This window comes from Chloroflexota bacterium (assembly GCA_026708035.1).
Lineage (GTDB): Bacteria > Chloroflexota > UBA11872 > UBA11872 > UBA11872 > JAJECS01.
In genome coordinates this window covers 1-19,225 of the sequence record JAPOVQ010000010.1, presented here as the reverse complement: position 1 = coordinate 19,225, position 19,225 = coordinate 1, and the positions used below count along the sequence as shown (strand labels likewise).

General features: G+C 66.7%; 18 protein-coding genes. 9 read left to right on the top strand and 9 right to left on the bottom strand.

Translation table 11 applies throughout. From position 1 onward, the window contains the following. Positions 1-289 precede the first annotated feature (289 nt). Together OXG33_03940 and OXG33_03935 are read left to right on the top strand one after the other, a co-directional pair. A complete protein-coding gene (locus tag OXG33_03940; protein ID MCY4113079.1) occupies positions 290-1,459 on the top strand; it encodes an aminotransferase class V-fold PLP-dependent enzyme in 1,170 nt (389 codons plus the stop codon). A 221-nt stretch (positions 1,460-1,680) separates the two neighbouring features. Further along, positions 1,681-3,384 carry a hypothetical protein gene (locus tag OXG33_03935; GenBank protein MCY4113078.1) on the top strand — a complete coding sequence of 568 codons (1,704 nt, stop codon included), beginning with the start codon at positions 1,681-1,683 and terminating at the stop codon, positions 3,382-3,384. Positions 3,385-3,798: 414 nt separating this feature from the next. Here OXG33_03935 and OXG33_03930 read toward each other — a convergent pair whose 3' ends face one another. Then, complete coding sequence (locus OXG33_03930) at positions 3,799-5,343, bottom strand: cache domain-containing protein (protein MCY4113077.1); 1,545 nt, start codon at positions 5,341-5,343, stop codon at positions 3,799-3,801. 32 nt (positions 5,344-5,375) lie between these two features. Beyond that, positions 5,376-5,600 (bottom strand): hypothetical protein, encoded by a 225-nt coding sequence (locus OXG33_03925; protein ID MCY4113076.1) that lies wholly within the window; start codon positions 5,598-5,600, stop codon positions 5,376-5,378. A 350-nt stretch (positions 5,601-5,950) separates the two neighbouring features. Here OXG33_03925 and OXG33_03920 point away from each other — a divergent pair, with 350 nt between their 5' ends. Then, positions 5,951-6,973 (top strand): membrane dipeptidase, encoded by a 1,023-nt coding sequence (locus OXG33_03920; GenBank protein MCY4113075.1) that lies wholly within the window; start codon positions 5,951-5,953, stop codon positions 6,971-6,973. 22 nt (positions 6,974-6,995) lie between these two features. Here the strand turns inward: OXG33_03920 and solA are convergent, their stop codons facing one another. Together solA and OXG33_03910 are read right to left on the bottom strand one after the other, a co-directional pair. Further along, positions 6,996-8,138: an N-methyl-L-tryptophan oxidase gene (gene solA, locus OXG33_03915; protein MCY4113074.1), complete on the bottom strand. Its 1,143-nt coding sequence runs from the start codon at positions 8,136-8,138 to the stop codon at positions 6,996-6,998. A 94-nt stretch (positions 8,139-8,232) separates the two neighbouring features. Continuing rightward, complete coding sequence (locus OXG33_03910) at positions 8,233-8,469, bottom strand: plasmid stabilization protein (protein ID MCY4113073.1); 237 nt, start codon at positions 8,467-8,469, stop codon at positions 8,233-8,235. A 161-nt stretch (positions 8,470-8,630) separates the two neighbouring features. Between OXG33_03910 and OXG33_03905 the strand changes: the two genes are divergently transcribed. From OXG33_03905 to OXG33_03890, 4 genes are all read left to right on the top strand, one after another. Beyond that, positions 8,631-8,882: a type II toxin-antitoxin system prevent-host-death family antitoxin gene (locus tag OXG33_03905; GenBank protein MCY4113072.1), complete on the top strand. Its 252-nt coding sequence runs from the start codon at positions 8,631-8,633 to the stop codon at positions 8,880-8,882. Beyond that, positions 8,879-9,283 carry a type II toxin-antitoxin system VapC family toxin gene (locus OXG33_03900; GenBank protein MCY4113071.1) on the top strand — a complete coding sequence of 135 codons (405 nt, stop codon included), beginning with the start codon at positions 8,879-8,881 and terminating at the stop codon, positions 9,281-9,283. Before OXG33_03905 ends, OXG33_03900 begins: the two co-directional genes overlap by 4 nt. A gap of 229 nt (positions 9,284-9,512) precedes the next feature. Further along, positions 9,513-10,625 carry a M20/M25/M40 family metallo-hydrolase gene (locus OXG33_03895; GenBank protein MCY4113070.1) on the top strand — a complete coding sequence of 371 codons (1,113 nt, stop codon included), beginning with the start codon at positions 9,513-9,515 and terminating at the stop codon, positions 10,623-10,625. Between the two features lie 23 nt (positions 10,626-10,648). After that, entirely contained in the window at positions 10,649-11,410 is a 762-nt protein-coding gene (locus tag OXG33_03890) for a sugar phosphate isomerase/epimerase (GenBank protein MCY4113069.1), read from the top strand. An 18-nt stretch (positions 11,411-11,428) separates the two neighbouring features. On the opposite strand, the gene OXG33_03885 is transcribed toward OXG33_03890, so the two are convergent. From OXG33_03885 to OXG33_03875, 3 genes are read right to left on the bottom strand one after another with little or no spacing between them, the layout of a single operon-like run. Then, positions 11,429-12,601, bottom strand: a complete 1,173-nt coding sequence (locus tag OXG33_03885; GenBank protein ID MCY4113068.1) for an ABC transporter permease — start codon at positions 12,599-12,601, stop codon at positions 11,429-11,431. Beyond that, positions 12,598-13,791: an ABC transporter permease gene (locus OXG33_03880; protein ID MCY4113067.1), complete on the bottom strand. Its 1,194-nt coding sequence runs from the start codon at positions 13,789-13,791 to the stop codon at positions 12,598-12,600. Before OXG33_03880 ends, OXG33_03885 begins: the two co-directional genes overlap by 4 nt. A gap of 2 nt (positions 13,792-13,793) precedes the next feature. Beyond that, complete coding sequence (locus OXG33_03875; GenBank protein MCY4113066.1) at positions 13,794-14,723, bottom strand: ABC transporter ATP-binding protein; 930 nt, start codon at positions 14,721-14,723, stop codon at positions 13,794-13,796. A gap of 201 nt (positions 14,724-14,924) precedes the next feature. Here OXG33_03875 and OXG33_03870 point away from each other — a divergent pair, with 201 nt between their 5' ends. Continuing rightward, positions 14,925-15,977 carry an NADH:flavin oxidoreductase/NADH oxidase gene (locus OXG33_03870; protein ID MCY4113065.1) on the top strand — a complete coding sequence of 351 codons (1,053 nt, stop codon included), beginning with the start codon at positions 14,925-14,927 and terminating at the stop codon, positions 15,975-15,977. Here the strand turns inward: OXG33_03870 and OXG33_03865 are convergent. After that, entirely contained in the window at positions 15,974-17,620 is a 1,647-nt protein-coding gene (locus tag OXG33_03865; GenBank protein MCY4113064.1) for a thiamine pyrophosphate-binding protein, read from the bottom strand. The genes OXG33_03870 and OXG33_03865 overlap by 4 nt on opposite strands. 140 nt (positions 17,621-17,760) lie before the next feature. Between OXG33_03865 and OXG33_03860 the strand changes: the two genes are divergently transcribed. Then, positions 17,761-18,663: a hypothetical protein gene (locus tag OXG33_03860; GenBank protein MCY4113063.1), complete on the top strand. Its 903-nt coding sequence runs from the start codon at positions 17,761-17,763 to the stop codon at positions 18,661-18,663. A gap of 7 nt (positions 18,664-18,670) precedes the next feature. On the opposite strand, the gene OXG33_03855 is transcribed toward OXG33_03860, so the two are convergent. Further along, on the bottom strand, positions 18,671-19,225 hold a 555-nt coding region (locus tag OXG33_03855; protein ID MCY4113062.1), incomplete at its 5' end, for a zinc-binding dehydrogenase.

Genomic DNA, 19,225 nt, shown 5'->3' with positions numbered 1-19,225 from the left:
CGGCCGATGCGGAGAGTCAATCGGGTCAGACCAGAGAGGTCTGGTCGTGGCGGCGGATAGCCGCGATCCCCGGTGCCGGCTCCGGCGCGAATCCAACCGGCGCTACCGCGTCTTTGCGACTGAACTCCCGAGGCGCGTGCAATGCCCCCGGATGACGGCGTGCGGTCTCAATTTGGGGAATCGTCGAAGCGCCGCCTACTCTACTGTGGGCATTTCGCCGGAGGTTTCGCGCAGTGGTTGAATTCGTGAGTCGCAGGGCGCGAGCCGATGGTTGACATAATCGAAGCCAATGACTGACATCAACGCCTTCGTCGAACTGCGCGAGGCGCTGCCTGCCCTGCGCCACTACCGTTGCCTGAATTCCGGCGGCGTGGCGCCCACGCCTCGGGTCACGCTCGACTTGCAGCAGGCTTTCTACGACCGCGAAGCGGTCATGACGACCACGAATCCCGAGCTGTATCAGGTCTACACGGCGGAGCTGGCCGCGCTGCGCGGTGAGATTGCCGCGCTGATCGGCGCGGATTCGGACGAGATCGCGCTTATCCGCGCAATCTCCGAGGCCATCTCATGGGTCGCCGCCGCGCTCGAGTTGCAGCGAGGCGACCGCGTGATCCTCACCGCCGAGGAGCACCCGAGCGGCTATCTGCCTTGGCTCACGCTGCGGGATCGCCTGGGTCTGGAGCTGGTCGCGATCGAAGTCGACGGCGACGACGACTCGTTCCTGCGAGACCTGGAGGCGGTGCTGACGGCCAACACGCGCGCGATCTGCCTGAGCCACGTCACCACCGAGCGCGGCGTCGTGCTGCCGGTTGACGCCGTGTCCGCCCTGGCCCGGGAACGTGGAATCGTGACCGTGGTGGATGCCGCGCAGTCCTTCGGCGCCCGTCCCACCGACGTGCGCCAGCTTGATTGCGACGTCATGGCCTTCCCGGCCTTCAAGTGGAGCATGGGTCCATACGGCATCGGCGCCATGTACGTGCGGCGCGATGTTCAGGAACGTCTCCACCCATCGGGAAGCGGCGGCGGAGCGGTCACCGAGGCCGAATTCCCTCCGGGCAGCTTTGGTTTTCACCCGACGGCAGAGCGCTATGAGTTTGGTGCGCGGCCGTATGCGCTGTATGCCGCCTGGCGTTCCTCGATTCAGCTGGTGAATGACCTGGGTTTGGAGGCCATTCAGCAGCGCAGCGCCGTGCTCGCCGCCGATGCCCGGCGTGCATTTGGCGACGTGCCGGGCGCGCAAATCAAGACGCCCGACCAGGGCGCCGCTCGATCGGGGATCTTCACGGTCGGCCTTGAGGGCGTGCCAGGAATGCCGCTAGCCGAGCACTGCCTCAAGACCCACCGCATCCTGTGCCGGGCTGCCTATGGCTTTACCGCCGTGCGATTTTCCTTCCACGCCTTCAACGACGCCTCGGACATCGAGGCCGCCGCGAACGCGCTGGAGGACTCTGCCCGTTAGATCCGCTGAAACGCAGACCTTGACTGTTGTGGCGATTGGCCGCGGTTGCGAACAGCCGCGCATCCGTGCGGTCGTTTCGGCCGGCGGAATGGATGCGGCAAGTCGAGCCTGTGCGGCGCGCAGGTCCAAATGCTGCTGATACGATTCGCCGGAGCTCAGGAAGCGTCGACTAGCCTCGTAGCCTCCGAATCACGCCCGATGCATCGAGCTGGGTGAAGAATATGCGATACGAGCCGGCCGAAAAGCCTCCCTTCCGGCAGGCCCTTGGTGCGGCGCTCCTTATATTCGTACCCAATACGATCAGCATCATCCTGCTTACGACATTCGTCGTTCGAGCTTCCGGCGAATCGGATAGCTATCTGGCCTGGGTCACGTTTACCGGGCTGGCAATCTCCGGCTTGAGCATGGTTCTGCATGCCTTCCCGTATCGCCATATGGGCTCGGGGGGGCTGGTTGTCACGAATTTGAACGTCCCGCTGCTGGCGATGTCGGTCTTGGCGCTCGCCGAAGGCGGTCCGGGCCTGCTGGCAACCCTGGTCATCGCGTCGACGCTCTTGCAATTCGTCCTTGTTTCGCGCCTCTCGTCGCTGCGACGAATATTCACGCCCACGGTCAGCGGAATCATCATCATGCTCGTGGCCGTTTCCGCTGTTCCATTTATCGTGGACCGGACGATCGCTCAATCCCAAGATCAGACGGCGGTTGTCGTCATTCCGGGAGTTGTCGCGCTAGGCGCCGGCCTGTGGGGCGCCGTGCAGGTCTCGGCCGCGCGGCGTGTGTGGACGCTGCCAATCGCGGTTGCTGCGGGGTTGGCCGTGGCCATTCCCATGGGACTGTATGACAGCGGGCCGTTGGAGGAAGCTTCCTGGTTGAGCTTTGGGGACCTTGAATGGCCACAGTGGGAGTTCGACTTCGGAGCAAGGTTTTGGTCAATGTTACCGGCGTTCTTGATCGTAAAGCTCACGGCGTTCCTCAAGGTCGTCGGCGATCTTTCAGTCATCAAGCGCGCCTCATTTCGTGAGCCGCGTGCGCTGGACTTCAGGACGATCCAAAGCGGCCTGAACGTCTATGGGGGCACGACGCTGCTTACCGGGCTCCTGGCCACGTTGCCCGTGTCGGCGCCATGGTCGTCCACTGCCGTGTACATCGGATTCACCGGCATTGCCGCCAGGACCGTCGGAATCTATCTCGGCGTGCTCACGCTCCTGATCGCACCGTTTGGGAAGGTGATTGCCGCTCTCGCCGCAACGCCGAACTCAGTCGTGAGCGCCGTCTACATCATGGTGTTCGGGCTGCTCTTTATCGAGGGCGCGAAGTGGGTGTTTTCTGGTCCCTTGAACAATAGGAAGTCCGTTATCACGGGCGTGTCGCTGGTGCTCGGCCTCTCGGCAGGCAGCATCGGCCAGCTGAGCGAAGGCATTTGGAGTGAACTCGTCGGAAATACGGTGATCCTCGGCGCGGTAACGGCGATCGTCATGACTGCGGTCACGGAGTTTCGTGGGCTCTGGCCACGCAAGCTGCACGCGGACTTGTCCCATGCGGCCTTGGCGGACATTGGCGCGTTCTTGGGTCGCTTTGCGTCACAGAACAAATGGAGCGATTCGGCAACGACGCGCCTCAACCTGGCGGTTGAGGAGGCGGTGCTCACTCTGCTGGAGCAAGGCGACGACGGTGAGACCGATCACGGGCGCCGACTGGTGGCCTCGGTGCACGCGGACGGCAACGCCGCCGAGGTCGAGCTGGTGGTCTATTCGCGGGAAGACATCGACGGCAACATCGAAGATCAGCTTGCCCTGGTGAGCGACCACGCGGGATTTGACGACGCGCAGCAGCTGTCGACAAGGCTGCTGCGGCACTTTGCGTCCTCGGTCCACCATCGCAAATACCATGGCGTCGACGTGACCACCTGCCGCGTCGAGCAATAGGCGCCTGCCGCCGCGGCCGCAAACACCGCGGATAGCGATCGGCCTCCTCGGGACTCGGCCTTCGGCAAGTCCCCCGACGCGTGTCTGCCCCACCTAGGAGACCTTGGCTAGTCCCATTCGTCGTTCCGGCGAAAGCCGGAATCCAGTCCGGTCGAGTCTGAAGGAGCGCCGGATGTTTGGCGTCGGAGGGTCTAAAGCTCGCCCCTACCGGATTTCGCAAAGGCTTCTTGATGGGAAAGGGTCGGAGCTTGCCCGTACTTGATTCGGGGGCCAGGGTGATTCGAGGCTTGGGCAAGGGTTGATGACCAACGATGCACAGGTCTCCATTGCACGAGAAAGCACCGGGCCGGCGGTGTCGACCGCCGGCCCGGTGCTCAATCGGACGCTCGACCGCGCCGAGCGTCCGCCTAGGCGCTACTCATCGTCGAAGTACGCCGACCCGAAGATCAGGCCGTCGTGTCGAATTACCCACGCGTGCGCCGCGCTGCCCGTGCCCTGCGCCGACGGACGCAAGATGTGGAACCAGCGTCCCTCCTCGGTCACGCCGGCAATCTGTTCGCCGTAGTTGAACACCACGCCGTCGAGCCCGCGCGCCCGCAGCAGCTTCACGTCGGTGCCGATCCGCTGCGGCAGCAACGGGTGCACCAGGTAGAGGTCGTTCTCGTCGACGAGGAACAGGAACGAGGCGCCGTCAAAGCTCTCCGAGGTGTTGTAGTGGGCAACCGTTGCCTCCAGGCCGTCGGCCTCGTAGCGATCGATCGCCGCCTGCACGTAGGCCATCGTGTGCGCCTCCGGGTCCTCGGCCGCCGGGTAGTAGCCCGAGGCGAAGATCCGTCCGTCGTGTCGGATGGCAAAGGTGACCTTGGGGGCTTCCTGCAGCGTCACCGGGTGCGGCCACAGGTATTCGACCCAGATGCCTTCCTCCGTCGCCTCCGCGATCGCCTTCCCGAGCTCAAACCCGTCAGACCCGACAACGTCCTTGATGTCGGTGCCGATCAGACGCGGGAAGAGCGGATGGATGAAGTAGATGTCGTTCGCATCCATCGCGAACAGGTAGAACTGCCCTTCGAAGGCCGCCGTGCTGTTGTAGAAGTTCGTCATCGACTCCAGGCCGTCGCGCTCGTAACGCGCGATGGCCCGCTGCACGTACTCGACCGTGTATTCGCGCGGATCCGCGTTGAGCCAAGCCGGTGGCTCTGCCATGGGATCCGGCGTGTAGTAGCCGGAGGCAAAGATCAGACCCTCGTGCCGAACCACCCAGGTGGTCTTGGGCTCTTCCCGACCCGTCACCGGGTTGGGCCACAAGTACTCGACCCAGTGCCCCTCGGCAGTGGCTTTGGCGATCTCGATCCCGAGCTCATAGCCGTTGGATCCCACGACGTCCTTCACGTCCGTGCCGATCAGGTGGGGAAAGATCGGATGGGCGAGATAGATGTCGTCGGCATCCATCAGGAACAGGTACAGCTCGCCGTCAACGCTCTCGCGGCTGTTGTAGAAGTCGATGGTCGCGTCCAGGCCTTCCGTCTGGTAGTGCCCGATGGCGTTGCTCACGTACTCGCGAATGATTCCCGCGAGGTTCGCCCGGACCGAGAAGTGTCCAGATCCAAAGACGACGCCGTCGTGGAGCACGAAGTAGCTTCGCTTGGAATCGCGCTGGCCGGTCGCGGGATTCGTCTGCAAGTGATTGACCCACCCGCTATCGGCCACGCCGCGGACAAGCCGGGTCAGTGAGTGAGCGGGTGGCAGCGTCACCCCAACCAGGTTGCCGAAGATTGGCGCGACTAAGACGGTCAAGCTTGATCGGTCGACCATGAGCAGCGAGCGATCGCCCTCGATGCTCGCCTCGCTGTTGTAGAACTCGACGGTGGCCGCCAGGCCGTCCTCGTCGTACTTGGCAATGGCCGCCGAAACATACGCCATCGTCTGCGCGTCTGCCTCGGCGTCGGCGCCAACGGCCATCGATGCCGGCTCCCAGGGGAACCGCTCGATGCTCAGCCGCTGCTGCAGACCCCGCGGGTGGTTTGCTGGCGCGTAATCCGGTCGCTCGGATCGTGATTCTCGTTCTCCAGGCAGTCGCCAACGGCGTCCGGAATGGCGGCCTGAAGCGCCTCGAAGCCAAGCACGAACTGGCAATCCGGGTGGCCCGCCGAGACCCGTCCGGCGCCAAACATCGTGAACGCCATGGCGAGCAACGCCGCGACGGCTGCCATTGACATCAAGCGAAGCGCCGTCTGGGCGCTTGCTGGCGTGAGTACTTCGGCGACAGACCCCTTCGTCGGCACCATGTTCGAATCCCCTCTGAGCAGCCGTCGTAAGGCTGCTCTCGCCCGCGGCGGATGCGGGCGCCAGAGTACTACAGAAATGAGGTCTCGAAAGGCGTACTTCGGCGTGCGGCCGATGCCGACTGGGTCAATGCCTCGGCTTGATTCTGGACTTCTGCCGGCCTTGCCAGACCAGCCGAAGCTGGAAACCAGGCGCGCACCTCGCAATCGTCCGGCCCGTCGGAAGCCCGCTATCCTCGCCCACGGCGAGTGAACCGATGAGGCCGACCGAGAAAGAGAACGCCATGACGACTGAACCATGGGTCGCAAGCGCCGCGGCCCGCCGCCTCTTCGGCGAAGCCGTCGTGATCGACGGTCTCGACACCAGCAACTGGGGCGACGAGCAGGTCTTCCGCGATCTGCGCGACGGAGGAGTGACGGCCGTCAACGCCACCTGTGCGATTTGGGAGGGATTCGAGGAAACCCTCGCCAACATCACCGCCTGGCTGCGCTGGTTCGACGACTCTGCGGACTACATCCGCCCGGTGCGCTGCGTGGCCGACATTCACGCCGCCAAGGCTGAAGGGCGCGCCGGCATCATTCTGGGTTGGCAAAACGCCGCGCCGGTGGGCAATGACGTGCGGCGCTTCCGCCTATTCCACGCGCTCGGGGTGCGCATCGTCCAACTCACGTACAACGAGCGGAACCTCTTCGGCAACGGCTGCTGGGAGCGCCATGACGACGGCTTGAGCGTCATCGGCCTGGCGGCGATTCGCGAGATGAACCGGCTGGGCATCCTCATCGATCTCTCGCACGTGGGCGACCGCACGGTGCTGGAGACAATCGAGCACTCGGAGCAGCCCGTGGCGTTCACGCACGCCAACGCGCGCTCTCAGACCGACTATCCCCGCAACAAGACCGACGAGGCGATTCGCGCTCTCACCAGCTGCGGCGGCATCGTCGGCGCCAATGCGTTTCCGGCGCACCACCGCCATGGCTACGACTCGACGCTGGACGACTACCTGGATGCCGTCGACTACCTGGTGGACATGGTCGGCGACGACCAGGTGGCCATCGGCACGGACTTCTGCATGGGACGATCGCTCGAGTGGTTCGACTGGATCGGGGCGTCGCATGGCCGCGAGCCCTATCTCGATTCAGGCGACGTGCCGCAACCCTTCCGTCTCCTGCAGGGCTTCGCCAATCCGCTGGAATTCGTGAACGTGGCCGAGGGCCTGCTGCGGCGGGGCTACAGCGAAGACGCGGCGCGCAAGATCCTGGGCGGGAATTGGCTGCGGCTCTTCGGCGAGGTCTGGCGCGACGACTGATCGCCGGTGAGGAGTGCCGGCGCTACCAGTGCCCGTTCATGGAAACCGGTTCGCGGTCCAAGCGAAAACGCGTCAGGTCCCAGCGCGTGGCGCCGCGAACGGCGAGGTCCGCCAATGTCTGGCCGATCAGGATGCCGAACTTGAATCCGTGTCCCGAGAATCCCGCCGCCACGATGGCGTTTTCTCGATCCGGCAAGAAGTCGATCACAAAGTCGGAGTCGGGTGTCATGGAATAGGTGCAGGTCTTGCTGTAGACCACCTCCGCCTCACCGAGGTCGGGCATGTGGCGGCGCAGGAAGTCCCGCAGCTTCGCCAGTGCTTCGGGGTCGTCGTGCTCGCGGTCGCGGTCGGGATCGAACGTCGCGCCGATGGTGTCGTCGGCCACCTTCACGCAGCCGCGCCAGTGCACCGGAAACCCGTAGAAGTTCGTGTCCATTACAAAAAATGGCGGCAGTCGGGGATACGAGTAGGCGTCGCGGTCGGGGGGCGTGAGGAAGTGGAGCCGCTCGGCGGTGGACCGAATGGGAATCGAAAGCTCGGGCAGCAGCTTCGGAGTCCACGGTCCCGCGGCAATCACGAAGACCTCGGCTTCGAACGCGCGCCCGTCTCGGGTGATCGCCCGCGTGACGCGGCCGCCTGACTCGCGCAACTCCGCAACCTCGGCGCCGGTCCGCAGGTCGGCGCCAAGCTCCGCGGCCGCTTCGGCAAGCGCCTGCGTCGCGGATCTCGCGGCCACATAGCCGCCCAGGCCCTCCAGCAGGTACCCGGAGTCGATGTTCGTGAAGTGGGGATACCGCCGCCGCACGTCGTCCCCGTCGAGCCACTGCGGCTCGTAGCCGAGCTCGAGCAGCCCCTCGTAGCCCTCCATGAACGGCGGATTGTCGGGCTGGGCCTGCAAGGCGAGGGCGCCCTGCTCGCGGTAGAAGCCGGTGCCCATCCGGCGGTCGAACTCCTTCCACAGCTCCACCGCCGCGGCGACCATTTCGGTGTAGAGCGTCTGCCCGCGGTACTGGTAGCGCACCATGCGGGACTCGTCGGCGGACGACGCCCGCACGTGGCCGGGGCTGTACTTGTCCAGCAGCGCCACGCGCTTGCCCGCCCGGCTGAGCCAATAGGCCGTCGCGCTGCCCATCACGCCAGCGCCGACAATCACGACGTCGTACATGGTCGGCACCGGTCAGCCGTCCGCGGCCCAGGGGCCGATCACGTCGACGCCGCAACCTTGGAGGACTTTGCCCGCTGGCGTGGCCACCGGACGATCAGTTGAAATGAGGCGGATTGCGAATGAGCTCACGCGGCGGCAACTCCAGTTCGATGCCACCGAGAGGCGCAAATCGGGCGCGAATGGAACTGCCGAGGTCCGGATTCGCCGAGGTCGCATCGTCCGGCAAGGACCGCAGCGTGTTCCGGGGCGCTTGCTTGTCGGGCCTCTGATTTTCAGCGGCTCCGATGCGCTGATGCTGCTTCAATCCTTCGTCACGACCGTCTTTGCTCACGCTGGCCTCTCGGATCACCTGGCGGAAGTGTCACGGCCTTCTCCTACGATTGCATTGCAGTCGCTGCCTAGTCCATCCCCATCATCGGATTGCCGCAGTGATTCATGGCGCCCCGGTGTGATAGCTTGGAATGGTCATAATAACCAGTTGGTGAGTTCGTCGTGCGCGAGGTGCGAGCAACCGATGCCAAGGCGCATCTGGCCGAGCTTCTGCGGCAGGTGGAGAGCGGCGAAACCATCGCGATCACTCGTCATGGCACGGCGGTTGCTCATCTCACTCCAGTGCCCATCGGGCAACGCGCCCGCTGGCGGGAGTCCATGGATCGGCTCATGCAGGCCCGCTCGCAATGGCAACCGACTGGAATGTCGAGGGCCGAGATCCAGGCTGCACGTCATGCCGGGCATCGCATGTGAGCACACTCGTTCTCGATGCGTCCGTGGCCTGCGATTGGCTTCTGGACGATGAGCTCGATCCACGCGCCCTGCGCGTGGCAGAGCGTGTATCGCGCGACGGAGCGCTCGTGCCGCAGCTTTGGCATCTTGAAGTGCGAAACGCGCTCGTCACCGCCGAGCGCTGCGGCCGCCTGACGGCGAACGGGATGAGCGACCGGCTGAACGCCCTGCGACAGTTGTCGGTTGTCACCGACGCCGAGCCCGATTTGGACGCGGTGGTGGCGCTTGCACGTTCACATCACATATCGATCTACGACGCCACTTACCTGGAGCTGGCGCGAAGGCATCGCGCGACTCTCGGGACCCTCGATGTTGGCCTCGTAGAGGCGGCCGCCGCGGCAACGGTTCCGGTCGTTGAGTGAACTGGAGGCCCTGGTGTGGCGCGATGACTCAATCCGGCGAAGATTTGAGAGCTTCGGCCCGAATGGCGCTGAATGGGTCTTGTCGCTGATCGACGAGGCCCGCCGCCGGCCTCGCACCAGGATTCTGACGCCTGCGGCTCACGACCGTGAGCTGCGCACGCCGTAGCCAGTTGAATGCCACACTACGCGGCAAGCTGCGGCACGCGCACGCCTGGAGACAACCCTCGCCATGACAACGCCAACCGGCCCGGTCGCCATCGACCCTGACCGCTTGCTCAAGATTTTCGTCGACATCCTCAGCGTCGACAGCTATTGGGGCAACGAGAACCGGGTGGTGGCGATCCTGCAGCCGCTGCTGGAGGACGTTGGCGTGATCTGCTCGCAGGACGAGATCGGCAACCTCATCGGCAAGTGGCCGGCCAAGGGCAAGCCGTCGGCGCCGATCATGCTCAACGCCCACATGGACACGGTGCAGCCCACGCCCGATATGCGTCCGGTGGTCAAGGACGACGCCGTCTACTCCGACGGTTCGAGCGTGCTCGGAGCCGACGACAAGGCCGGCGTGGCCGCCATCATCGAGGCGGTGCTGGCGGTCCATGACGCCGGAGCGGACCACGGCCCGATCGAAGTGGTCCTTACGGTGGGCGAAGACGTGGGGCAGTTTGGGGCCGATGCCTTTGACCCGAACGACATCGAGTCGCGCGTGGCATTCGTCCTCGATGCGGGCGGTCCCGTCGGCGATCTCGTCACCCACCAGGCCGGCTCGTTTGGCTTCGAGGCGGTCTTTCACGGCAGGGCCGCGCACGCGGGCATCGCCGCGGGTGACGGGATCAATGCCATCGCCATGCAGGCGCGCGCGGTGGACAACATGCCGTTGGGGCAGGTGGACGACGTCACGGTCGCCAACGTGGGCGTGGTTTCGGGCGGCCAGGCCGCAAATATCGTGCCGCCGGAGTGCAAGCTCGTCGGGCAGGCGCGCAGCCTCGACCAGGACGCCCTCGAACGGCAGATGGCGGCCATGCGCAAGGCCTGCGAGGACGCCGCGGCGGACCTCGGAGGTCGCGTGGACTACACCCAGCGGGGCCGCTTCAAGGCCACGAGCTTTGCCGACGACCACCCGGCCATTCAGCTTGCCGACACCGCCATCGCCGCCGCCGGGCTAACGCCGCGTCATATCTCGACCTACGGCGGCAGCGACGCGCAGAACTTCAACGAAAAGGGCATTGCGACGGCGATCTTGTCAGTCGGGTATCTCGACGTGCACTCGGTCGCCGAGTCGATGCCGCACGACGAGCTCCGGCGCCTCACCGACGTGACCGTGCAGCTCATTCTGAATGCATAGCAATCCGCGGAGCTGAGATTGCCATGAAGCTTGCCTACAACACGCTGGAGTTTGGATCCACGCCGGACCTCGAGCGCATGCTCGCCGAGATCAAGCAGACCGGCTGGGACAGCTGGGAGGTGCGGCAGTCGCTCGACTGGCTCGGCTCGGCGAAGCGCGTGTCCGAAGTCTCCTCTGCAGCCGGACTGCCGGTGGCCGGCGTGTGCGGGCGGGACTGGAATTTCGCCGATGATCCGGCGGTCTTCGAAGCCAACTGCCGGCGCATCGAGTTCACGGCGGACGTCGGCGCGGACGCCTTCGTGATCATGGCGCCGGAGCGGCCCGAGAATCGTCCGCCGTCCACCGATGAGATCAACCGCTTCGCGGCGGCGGCGGAAGCGTTGCGGAAGTTCGGCGCCGACCGGGGCGCAACCGTCGTATTTCACTTTCACACCGGGCAGCTCGTTCAGACCGAGCCGGAGATTCGTCAGGTCCTGGACGCGGCCCCCGACCTCGAGCTGTGCATCGACGTGTCGCACGCGCAGCTCATCGGCTGGGACGCGTGCGAGTGCCTGCGCGAGTTCGCCCAGCGGCTGTCCTACGTCCACCTGCAGGACTACCGCGGCTGGCGCTACGTCAACGTCGGTGGCGGCGACCTGTTTCCCAGTATTCCGGCGATCTTCGACACCCTCGACGACATTCAGTTCGACGGCTGGGTCGTCTGCCACGGCGGACGCCTGGTGGATCAGCCGCCGCGCGAACGGGCGCGCATCTCGCGCGAATACCTGCGGAGCATCGGGCGGTAGCCGCGCCGAGGCTGGCGCCTAGCGGGTGAGGACCACCCGCAGTCGCCAGATGGCCAGCACGTAGAACGCTGCCGCGTAGCCGAGCAGGATGCCGAGGAACGGCAGCACGTCGCCCACGCCGCCGTCTTGGATCGCCAGGACCTCGAATGCCTCCAGCGCCCAGGCGTGCGGCATCACGTGCGCCACGGTCCACACGGCGGGGGCAAATAGCTCCATCACATAGAGCGGCATCATGCAGCCGCCGAGGGCCGCGGTGCCCAGTCCCAGGAACACGCCCACCGGCGCCGCCTGTTGGTCGTTGCTGAACAGCGCGCCCATGAGCATGGCGGCCCCGCTGCCGACGAGGCCGAACGCGAGCACGATCAGAACGGCGCTGAGCGGATCGCCCCAGCGCACGCCGAAGATCAGCATCGTGCCCAGCATGATGTAGACGCCCTGCACTAACGCGACCCCGAATCGTCCCAGGCCCTCGCCGAGCAGGATGGTGCGCACGGTCGTGGGCGTGGCGAACATGCGGCGCGCGATGCCCAATCGCCGCGTCTGCACCAGCGCGGCCGACCCCGCAAGCGAGGTGAGAAACATGAAGAGCATGAGCTGCTGTTGGGCGCCGAGATCGAATTGCCCCCAGCTGCGGCGGCCGATGAACGACTCTCCGGCAACCGTCGACTCGACCTGCACGCCGGCGGTTTCGCCGGTCACGGCGGACGCCTGGGCCACCGCTTGGTCATAGGGAATCCCGGCCTCCTTGGCGACGAATCCGGCAATGCGCGGCAGCGCCATCTGCTCCGCCAGCAGCGCGTCGATGGTGCGGCGGATGCTCAGCGAATCCTGTCCCGGGCGCGCGATGAAGTCGACCTCGACCGCGTTGCCGGTGCGAATGGCGTCGTCGTAGTCGGACGGAAGGATCAGGCCGGCCTCCAACTCGCCGCGCTCGACGGCGCGAACCACGGCGTCGCGATCGTCGTGCCTATTCACCTCGAATCCCTCGTGCGCCTCGAGGCCTTCGACCAAGGCACTCGTCAGGTCGCCGGTTCCCGGAGCCACCAGGCCCACGCGCGGCTCGAATCCGCGTCCGAACACCGAGCCCAGCACCAGGATGAGCAGCATGGGGAGGATGAGGACGAAGAACACGTTGCTGCGCTCGCGCGCGAAGCGACGCAGATTCGAGCCGGCGATCGCGAGCGCCTTCATGGATTGAGCCTCCGCCGGAGCAGCGCCAGCGCGATCCCCGAAGTCACGGCGGTGAACACGAGCAGCGCCGCGATCGCGGGCACGATGACGCCGATCGAGCCGCCGGCCAGATCGCCCAGCCCCTGGAGGAACCAGGCGTGCGGCGCGGCATAGCGAAGGCCTGCGAGCACACCGCCGGCCTGATTGATCGGGAAGAACGTCCCGCCGAGGATTCCCAGCACAACGGCGGCGATGGACGAGAACACCGCGCCCTGCTCCGACGTTCGCGCCAATGCGCTCACCATGGCCATCACGCCGATGGCCGACGCCGTGGCCGCCACGACCAGCAGCGCCACGCCGACGGGATTGCCCCAATCGGCGCCCAGAATGAAACTGGTGCCCACGATCAGGATCAGCATGCTCACCAGGCCCAGGCCAAACGCCGTGATCGCCTTGCCGAGGATGATCGACCACTGCGGCAGGGGCGCCGCCAGCAAGCGGCTCAGCGTGCCCGCGTGGCGCTCTTCCAGCAGGCTGTTGACGCCGAACGTCACCGTGAAGAACAAGAAAAACGTGGCGAGCCCGGCGGCATAGAACGTCGTGTTGTCCAGCTGCTTGATGGTCGCGGAGACGTCCCGCACCGAAACCGGGCTAGGTGTGTCCCCGGCACGCTGCGCGATCGCCGCCGCGTCGGCCAGGCGCGCGGGATCCGACGAAACCACGGTTACCACCGCTCCCTGCACGTAGTCGAGCTGCCGGGCGTATTCCTGGACGATCGCCAGGGCCAGGGTCGACGCGAGGGTCGAGTTCACGTTCTGGATGACGCGGAGCTCCGACGGCCGGCCGGTCTGCACGCGGGCGGAGAACTCAGCCGGAATGATGATGGCCGCGTCCACGTCCTGGTCGGCGCGTTCGCCGTCGCCCTCAACCAGGCGCGTGGCCTCTTCCGCGCTCGCGGTGCGCACCAGGTTGACGTTTCCGTCTTCCGCGAGACCACCGAGCACGCCGTCCACCAGCGGGGCCGCGAGCGGCCCCTGATCGATGTCGGCCACGGCGAACGTCGCCGTGAAGTCGGCGTCGCTGATGGGGTTGAAGACGAAGCCGAAGATGGCCGCCAGGCCGAGAGGGGCGGCGATGGCGAACACGTACACCGAGCGGTCCCGGGCGCGCTGCCGCAGATCCTTCGCCGCGATGACCAGGGCGGACCGCATGCCTAGTCCCGCAGCGAGCGCCCGGTGAGATGCAGGAATACGGCTTCGAGATTCGGCTCGTCGATCTCAACGCCCGTGATCGACACGCCGGCCTCGTCCAGCGCCGACAGCATCGCCGTCAGCGAGTTGCCGGCTTGCTCGACCAGCACGTCGATGCCGCCGTCGACCACGTCGACCTGTTGCACTCCGGCGATGCACCCAATGGCCTCCGCGCCGGCGTGCAGCGAACCGCTGGCGCTCAGGCGCACGCGGTCGTGCTCGCGCACGATCTGGGCCAGCTCCCGGCGCGTGCCCTCGGCCTTGATCTGCCCACGATCGATGATGCCGATGCGGTCGCAGAGCCGCTCGGCTTCTTCCATGTAGTGCGTCGTGTAGAGCACCGCCAGACCCTGGCGGCCCAGCTGCTCAATGCTCTCGAGAATGGCATTGCGGCTCTGCGGATCCACGCCGACGGTCGGCTCGTCGAGCACCAGGAGGCGCGGGGCGTGCAAGAGCCCGATGCCGATGTTGAGCCGGCGCTTCATCCCGCCGGAGAAGGTGTCGGCGCGATCGTCTGCACGGTCGCTGAGCCCGATGATCTCGAGCACCTCGTCCACGCGGCGACGCAGCTCCGCGCGCGGCATGTCGTAGAGGCGGCCGAAGAACCGCAGGTTCTCCCGCGCCGTCAGGTCCGGATAGACGGCGATGTCTTGCGGAACCAATCCGATCTTGGCCTTGAGGCTCGTGGTGCCGGGATCGAGGGGCTCGCCGTCCACCAGCACCTGGCCGCCGTCACGGCGCATCAGGCCCACCGCCATGGAGATGCTGGTGGTCTTGCCCGCGCCGTTGGGGCCCAGCAGGCCGTAGGTCTCGCCGGCGGCGATGTGAAAGCTCACACCATCCACCGCCGTGAGTTCGCCAAAGCTCTTGCGCAGGTCGCGGCACTCGAGCACCGGCTGGCTGTTGTCCGTGTCACTTCTCCCGCTGCGCCACGCGGCGCAATGGTATCCGGCCGGTGCCCGCGGGCGTCGCGAGGGTCCTCCGTGTAGGGGGCGCCCCTAGTGGGCGCCCGGCGGCGGCGACCAGCGAGCGTCGCGACGCTTTGGCGCGGCCCGCCCACTAGAATCCGCCGCCCCTCTCTCTGTGAGCAACCAATGCCCGGATTGTTCGATCCGTTGCGCGTCCGCGGCGTCACGCTGCGCAACCGCGTGGTGATGGCCCCAATGGACCAGCTGGCGGCCGTGGACGGCGGTGCTGCCGGCGACTGGCACGTGGTGCACTACGGCTCGCGCGCGGTCGGGGGCGTGGGGCTGATCTTCACCGAGGTCACGGCCGTCGAACCCCGGGGCGTGATCTATCCGGTCAATCTGGGCCTCTGGGACGACGCCCAGATCGAGCCGCTGCGTCGCATCGCGGCCTTTTGCGCCTCGCAGGGCGCTGTGATCGGCATCCAGCTCGGCCACGCCGGGCGCAAGGCCTACTACGACGAGCGCGGGCACTCCGGGCACCGCCTCGTGGCGCCGAGCCGGTTACGGTTCGATGCCGGCTGGCGCGTGCCGATGAGTCTCTCCGTTTCAGAAATCCAAGGCGTCGTTGCGGCCTTTGCAGCCGCCGCGCGCCGCGCGGTTGAGGCCGGATTCCAGGCGATCGAGATTCACTCCGCGCACGGATATCTGCTCAGCGAGTTTTTCTCGCCGCTCACCAACCAGCGCGACGACGAATACGGCGGCGGAATCGAGCATCGCGCTCGCATGCCGTGCGAGGTCGTCGCCGCCGTGCGAGAAGCGATTCCGGACTGGATGCCGATCTCGGTGCGCATCTCCGGCACCGACTTCGTGGACGGCGGCAACACCGCCGACGACATGGCCATTGGCTCGCGGTGTCTGCGGGAGGCGGGCGCCGACCTGATCCACGTCAGCGCCGGCGGCGTCACGCCCAGCGTTCCCAAGGTCTATCCCGGCTACCTGTTGCCGGCGGCCGAGACCATCCGCCGCGTGGCCGGAGGGCCGGTCATCGCGGTGGGGCTGATCGAGAACGCCCGGATGGCCGACGAGGTCGTGCAAAGTGGTCGTGCGGACTTGGTCGCCCTCGGCCGCGAGCTGCTGCGCAACCCCTACTGGGCGCTCCACGCCGCCGCGGAGCTCGGCGTCGACGTGCCGTGGCCGGGCACTTACGTCCAGGCGAAGCCCAAGCCGACGGCGGGCTAGTGCCCAGTGGGCGCCGGAGCCCCGTTGCGGCGCACGATCGGCGCCTCGGTGGGCTCGATGGCGACGTTGACCAGGCTGGGCAGCCCCGAGGCAAAGGCGCGCTCGAGCGCGGTGTCCAGTTCTGACCGCTTCGTCACGTGCTCGCCGTGGCCGCCCAGCGCCGCGACCGCGAGGTCGTAGCGCGTCGGGAGCAGGTCGCAGGCGAAGATCCGGTCTTCGCCGTACGTTCGCGCCTGCAGGCGGCGCTCGGCGTTCCACCCGGCGTCGTTGCCGACGATCGCGACGAACGGCAGGTTGTGGCGCACCGCCGTGTCGAACTCCAGCAGGTGGAATCCGATCGTGCCGTCGCCCTGGATCGCGACGACCGGCGCATCTGGGTCGAACAGACGGGCTGTGAGCGCGAAGGGAATCGAGGTGCCGATGGATCCAGCCGGGCCGTTGACGACCCGCCGCCGGCCGCTCAGCAGCGCCTGGGCCCATTGGCCGAACTCGCCGCCGTCGATCACGACGATGCCGTCATCCACCCACGGCCCGATCGATTGGCAAACCTCGATCGGATGCAGCGGGCCCTGAGGTGGGGACTGCCAGGAGTCCCAGGCCGCCGGACGGTGGGCCACGGCGGCTCTCACGGCGTCGCGCCAGCTTTCGTGGCGTGCGCTTCCGGCGGCCGCCGCGATTTGGCCTGCCGCCTGTCCTGGATGCGCCTGTACGGCAATTGCGAGTTGCTGCGGCGGGCGCACGTTGCTAGTCGTGCGGTCGAGCTCGGCGACATCGGCGTCGACCTGCGCGAAGCAAGCGTCGGCGGCGAAGAGTGGCGGCGCGCCAAACTGCAGCGAGTGATCCAGGCGCTTACCCAGCAGCAAGACGACGTCGGCTTGCGCCAGCACCTCGGCGAACGCTCCCAAGCTGGGATCGTTCACGCCACGCGGGCTCTCGGTTGCCACGACCGGGACGCCCGCCGTCGATTCGAGCTGCTCGAGGTAGTCACTCGCCGGCGGCCGCATCATGGCCGGACCGGCCAGAATCATGGGGCGTTGGGCGGTGTCGAGTAGCTCGCCGATGCGATGCTGACCGGCCTCGGTCAGTGTCGGTAGCTCTGAGTTTGCAAATGCATCATCGCTTCGTGGGACTTGCGCTTCGAGCACGTCGCTGGGAAGGCTGACCGCCACCGGACCGGGTCGACCGCGCACGGCAAGGTCCAACGCGCGGCGCACGTCGCCGCCGAGCGATGCCGAGTCTTCCGCCGTCCAGGCGGCCTTGGCGAGCGGTTGTGCAAGCTCCGCCTGGGGCATTTCCTGAAAGGCGCCGCGGCCGTCGTCCGCACGCGCGCTCTGGCCGCTGAGCACCACCAGCGGCGACTCGGACTGCCGCGCGACGAACAGCGCCGACAGCCCGTTTGCGTGACCGGGACCCGCGGTCAGCAGCGCCACGCCCGGTCGGCCGGTCAACCGGCCCCAGGCGTCGGCCATGTGCACCGCCGCGGCCTCGTGGCGCACGTGGATGATCTCGAGCCCCGCATCGAGGCACGCGTCGTAGATCGAGAGAATCTGGTTGCCCGACAGCGAGAACAGGCGCTCGACGCCCGATTCGATCAGCGCCGCCACCAGGTGAGACGAGCCCGTATTGGAAGAGCGACTGGACATCGAGCGGCCCTCCCGAGTCAGCAGTTGGGCTGGCGATGGTACCCGCGGACGCGAACCCTGGACGCCGACCGCAAGACCCTTTCGGTCTATCCTGCGACATCGGCGACGCCGTCGCAGCGGGGAGCGCTCGGATGGGCGAGATGTTCAACGGTCCGATTGCCGGCTCGTGGGACGACCTGCGGCCCTATACGGGGCTCGCGGCGGCCGAGCGGATCGTAGGTGAGCTGCGGCGCGCCGCCTACATCGTCAACTACAACCAGCTGGACGTGAACTACACCGGGACGGTCGACTTCCAACTGCGCCGCGACCTCGTGCTGCTCTGCCCGCAGACCGCCGAATTCCTCTATCGCTCCTATACGCCCGAACGCACGACCTACGTCGCCGGCTCGCGACCCGAACTGGAGGACGTCGTGCGCCGTGCCACGACTGGGGCCGAAACGCCGGCGGACAAGGCGCTGGCGCTAATGCGGTTCTGCCGCGACGTGCACCAGGAGGCCGGCCGCGAGCCGTCGCACGACGTCTACGTCTACGGCGGCACCGAGGAGGAGCTGATCGCCAAGGGCGAGTGGCTCTGCGAGGGACTTTCGCGGCTTTACGTGCCGCTGTGCGAGGTCGCGGGTATTCCGGGGCGGATCATTTACCACGTGATCGGCGGGCACGTGACGGCGGAGGTCTTCGTCGGGAGCTGGGCCTACGTCGATCCCCGCATGGGGGTGTATTTCCACAAGCCTGAGGGCGGCTTCGCCTCGGCGTGGGACCTGATGAACGACCCCGCGATCATGGATCGACAGGGCGACGCAGTGAAGCGCGACGTGAGCTACCAATCGACATGGCAGGAGCGCGTGGCGCGCTGCCGAGACCTCTTCTTTCACCCTCACGAGGTGAATGGCTTCATCAACTACCGCCTCGCCGACGCGCCGCGCTTCGACTATGCCCAGACGACCTCGGAGCAGGCGACGGTCGCCGGCCTGTGGACCATCAACAAGGAATACCGGGCGCTGATTGAAGCGGTCTTTGGCGTGGAGGTCACGGGCTTCGGCTAAGCGGCGCTCAGGCCGGGTCCGCGTCCCACTCCAGGATCACGCCGAGAGCGTCGCCCGGTCGTTCTTGCAGCAGTGCAAAGGCGTCGCCGGCGCGGTCGGCGGGAAAGCGGTGCGTGGTCATGGCCGCGGCGTCTATCGCGCCGGACGCGAGCAACTCCATCCCCGTCCGCGCCGTCCAGGCATCGTTGGGGCGCCCGTAGTAGCCCCCGAGCAGGCGCCGGCCTTGAATCTTCGAGGACGGCAGCGGCAGGGGATCGGGCTCACAAAGTCCGATGAGATGGAGGAGTCCGCCGACTGCCAGCATGTCCAGTGCTTGGAGGAAAGCTTTGGCGCCCTCCCTGCCGCCGACGGCATAGATGACGATGTCCGCCCCGACGCCGGCCGTGATGCTCCGCACCGCTTCGACCGGGTCTTCACGGGCCGCGTTGATCACCACGTCCGCGCCCAGGCGGTCGGCCAGCTCGCAACGCCGCTCCAGGGCGTCCACCGCCACCACCGGACCGTGGCCCGCCGCCTTGTGAACCTGGAGCATCAGACTTCCAACCAATCCCTGCCCCAGGAT